General features: G+C 69.9%; 3 protein-coding genes. 2 read left to right on the top strand and 1 reads right to left on the bottom strand.

The features are described from left to right. Positions 1-493 (top strand): hypothetical protein (locus FGF04_RS28625; protein WP_235882538.1); only part of this gene is annotated, 493 nt, incomplete at its 5' end. 28 nt (positions 494-521) lie between these two features. Here FGF04_RS28625 and FGF04_RS28620 read toward each other — a convergent pair. Continuing rightward, entirely contained in the window at positions 522-1,529 is a 1,008-nt protein-coding gene (locus FGF04_RS28620) for an RDD family protein (protein WP_149514202.1), read from the bottom strand. Between the two features lie 116 nt (positions 1,530-1,645). Here FGF04_RS28620 and FGF04_RS28615 point away from each other — a divergent pair, with 116 nt between their 5' ends. Beyond that, the gene (locus tag FGF04_RS28615) at positions 1,646-2,653 is read left to right on the top strand and encodes a stage II sporulation protein M (protein ID WP_149514201.1); all 1,008 of its coding nucleotides are present in this window, start codon (positions 1,646-1,648) and stop codon (positions 2,651-2,653) included. Positions 2,654-3,414: the final 761 nt, after the last annotated feature.

Below are 3,414 nucleotides of genomic sequence, written 5' to 3'. Positions count from 1 at the left end.
CGGCACCCCCGCCGGCTCCGTCGACCTCGCCCTCGACGACCGCGGCCGCCCCATCCGCCTCGAACTCCACGCCTCGGGCTGGCAGGTCCGCGCCGCCGCCCTCGACGGCGTCACCTGGGTCCGCACCGACCCGACGGGCGAGCACGCCACCGAAGGCAATGTCCGCGCGCACGCCTTCACCGGCTCGTCCCCCGCCTTCCTCGTCGCCACCGCACGTCTGCTGCGCCTCACCCCCGATGCCTCCGCCACGCGCGTACGCCTGGTCGCCCTCACGGAACCGGTCCTCGCCCCGCGCACCCTCGACCAGTCCTGGGCCCTGATCACGAGAGAAGCACACGCCACTGACAACGGTCCCCTGACCGTGGAGGAGTACCAGGTCACAGCTCTGGACACCGGCGAGCAGCACACCGTGCACCTCGCCGGCGACGTGGTGCTCTCGGCCCCCGGCATCGAACTCGAAGACCTCGAATCACCGCCCTCGGTCTTCACCTGACGCGACTGCCGCCACGCGCGGGCCGGAATCAGGCGGGCGGCGCGAACCCGGTGGACGGACGCTCCGCGTCCGCGTCCCGCACGGCAGGCGGAACCGGCGCCGCCGCCGGGGCCACCGGATCCACCGGAGCCACCGGCTGGACGGGCGCAGGAACCGGCGCCTGGAACGGTGTCCGCGCCGGCGTCTGGAACGGCCCCGGCACCGGACCCGGGACCGGCCCCGTGGGTACGGGCCCGTACCCCGGACCCTGCGGCTGCACCCCGCCGTACGGCACACCGGGACCGCCCCCGTCGCCGAACGCCCGCCGCGCCTCGCGCGCCTGCCGTTCCTGCACCACGGCCGCGAGGAATGCCGCTGGAGGGACGCCGTGCGGCACCTGGGTCCCGGCGCGCCCGGCGACATCGGCCGCCAGCCGCTCCGCCATCGCCCAGCCCACCTGCGGGTCCAGCTGCCGCATCCGCGTCAGGTACTGCCGCACCGCCAGCCACAGCCCATCCGGAACGGCGGACAGGTCGAGCTCGGCGAACCGCCCCGAGAGCCACGGCGGCGGAGGGGGGACGAAGGCCGTCCGGCCGGCGGGGATCCGTTCCCGTACGACCAGGGTCCCGGCGAACACGTCACCGAGCCGCCGTCCCCGCGCCGACACGAACGACGCGATGCACGCCACCACCCCGGACGTCATCAGGATCTCCACCACACCGACCGCCCCGCGCACCAGCGCGTGCCGGAACCGGATGGGCCCGCCGTCGTCCCGCACCACCCGCAGCCCGAAGGCCAGCTTCCCGAGCGAGCGCCCGTGCGAGAGCGTCTCCACCGCGATCGGCCCGCCGACCAGCAGCAGAAGGAAAGCGGCGATCGCCACGGCGGCCTGCGCGGCGTCGTCCAGAGCGGCCGTCGACAGCGCCAGGACGACCAGCACCGCGACGTAGGCGATCACCCACACCGCCAGGTCCAGCACCACGGCCAGCACCCGGCTCGGCAGTTTCGCGGGCCGCAGCTCCAGCGCCACCGCCTCGCCCGTCACAAGCTCACTCACGCCCGCCGTCCTTCCCCGAACCGCTCTGAGGCCAGCCAGTCTGCCAAGCTGAGGCACATCGCGCCGCAGTGCGACAAGCTGACCACACGACGAGCAGCCGAGGAGCAGACGACCCGATGGACCTCGACGTCTTCGTGTCCGCCCACCGTGCCGAGTGGGACCGCCTCGAAGTGCTCCTCGGCCGACGGCGCCGCCTCACCGGAGCGGAGGCCGACGAACTCGTCGCCCTCTACCAGCGCACGGCGACCCACCTCTCCCTGATCCGGTCCAGCGCCCCGGACCCCCAGCTCACCGGCCGCCTCAGCCAACTCGTCGCCCGCGCGCGCAGCGCCGTGACGGGCACCCGCCGTGCCTCCTGGCGTGACGTGACCCGTTTCCTCMCCCACGGCTTCCCGGCCGCGGTCTACCGCTCCCGCCACTGGTGGGTCCCCACCGCACTCCTGTCCACGGCCCTCGCGGTCCTCCTGGGGTGGTGGATAGGCACCCACCCCGAGGTCCAGTCCTCCATAGCGGCCCCCGACGAACTACGGGAACTGACCCGCCCCGGCGGCCAGTACGAGACGTACTACTCCAGCCATCCCGCGGCGTCCTTCGCGGCGCAGGTGTGGACGAACAACGCGCAGGCGGCCGCGATGTGCCTGGTCCTCGGCGCCTTCCTGTGCCTGCCGGTCGTCTGGATCCTCTTCCAGAACATGCTCAACGTGGGCGTAGGCATCGGCCTGATGTCCTCGGCGGGCCGCCTCGACACCTTCCTCGGCCTGATCCTCCCGCACGGACTCCTGGAGCTGACGGCCGTCTTCGTGGCGGCCGGCACCGGCCTGCGCCTGGGCTGGACGGTCATCGACCCCGGCCCGCGCACGCGTCGTGCGGCGCTCGCGGAGGAGGGGCGGGCCGCCCTGGGCATGGCGATAGGCCTGGCCCTCGTCCTCTTCGTCTCCGGCGCCATCGAAGGCTTCGTCACCCCGTCGGGCCTGCCGACCTGGGCCCGCATCGGCATAGGCATAGCCGCCGAGCTGCTCTTCCTCGCCTACGTCTACGTGCTGGGCGGGCGTGCCGTACGGGCCGGGGAGACGGGCGACGTGGAGGAGGGCGAACGCAGCGCCTCCGTGCCGACCGCCGCCTGATGTGCGGGCACACCCGTCAGGCTGCTAGTCTCCTCTTCGCCCCACAAGAACCGTTGACACGGGACGCGTGGGGAGGTAGATTCGAACAGTTGCCTAGAGCTGGACAAGCTCGGCGGTGGCAGTGAGCATCTGTCGGCTTCCTGGAATGTGATTCCGGTGAAGCACCTCCCGATACATCAGAAACGAATGGCCGGTCAGACCGGCCGAAAACCTCTGATAAAGTCGGACTCGCTGAAAGAGAGCCGCAAGGCAACCGAATAGGCAAGGCCTACCAACTGGCCACCGGAAATGAATTCCGACCGGAAACGGAACGGAAAACGGATCTGGTAAGGTTGGAAACACGAAGGGAAAAGCCCGGAGGAAAGCCCGAGAGGGTGAGTACAAAGGAAGCGTCCGTTCCTTGAGAACTCAACAGCGTGCCAAAAATCAACGCCAGATATGTTGATACCCCGTCCATCACCGCATGGTGGTGGGTGGAGGTTCCTTTGAAAAAGTCCTGCCGGGCGCAAGTTCGGTAGGCGCATCAGCGAGGACGCTGTGAACAGTCTTCCTTATTCCGGTCGACTGTTCCGCTCTCGTGATGTGACACCCGATTACGGGTAAACATTCACGGAGAGTTTGATCCTGGCTCAGGACGAACGCTGGCGGCGTGCTTAACACATGCAAGTCGAACGATGAACCACTTCGGTGGGGATTAGTGGCGAACGGGTGAGTAACACGTGGGCAATCTGCCCTTCACTCTGGGACAAGCCCTGGAAACG

It is taken from the genome of Streptomyces apricus (assembly GCF_008369065.1).
GTDB classification, from domain to species: domain Bacteria; phylum Actinomycetota; class Actinomycetes; order Streptomycetales; family Streptomycetaceae; genus Streptomyces; species Streptomyces apricus.
This window is presented reverse-complemented; position numbering and strand designations above follow the sequence as displayed.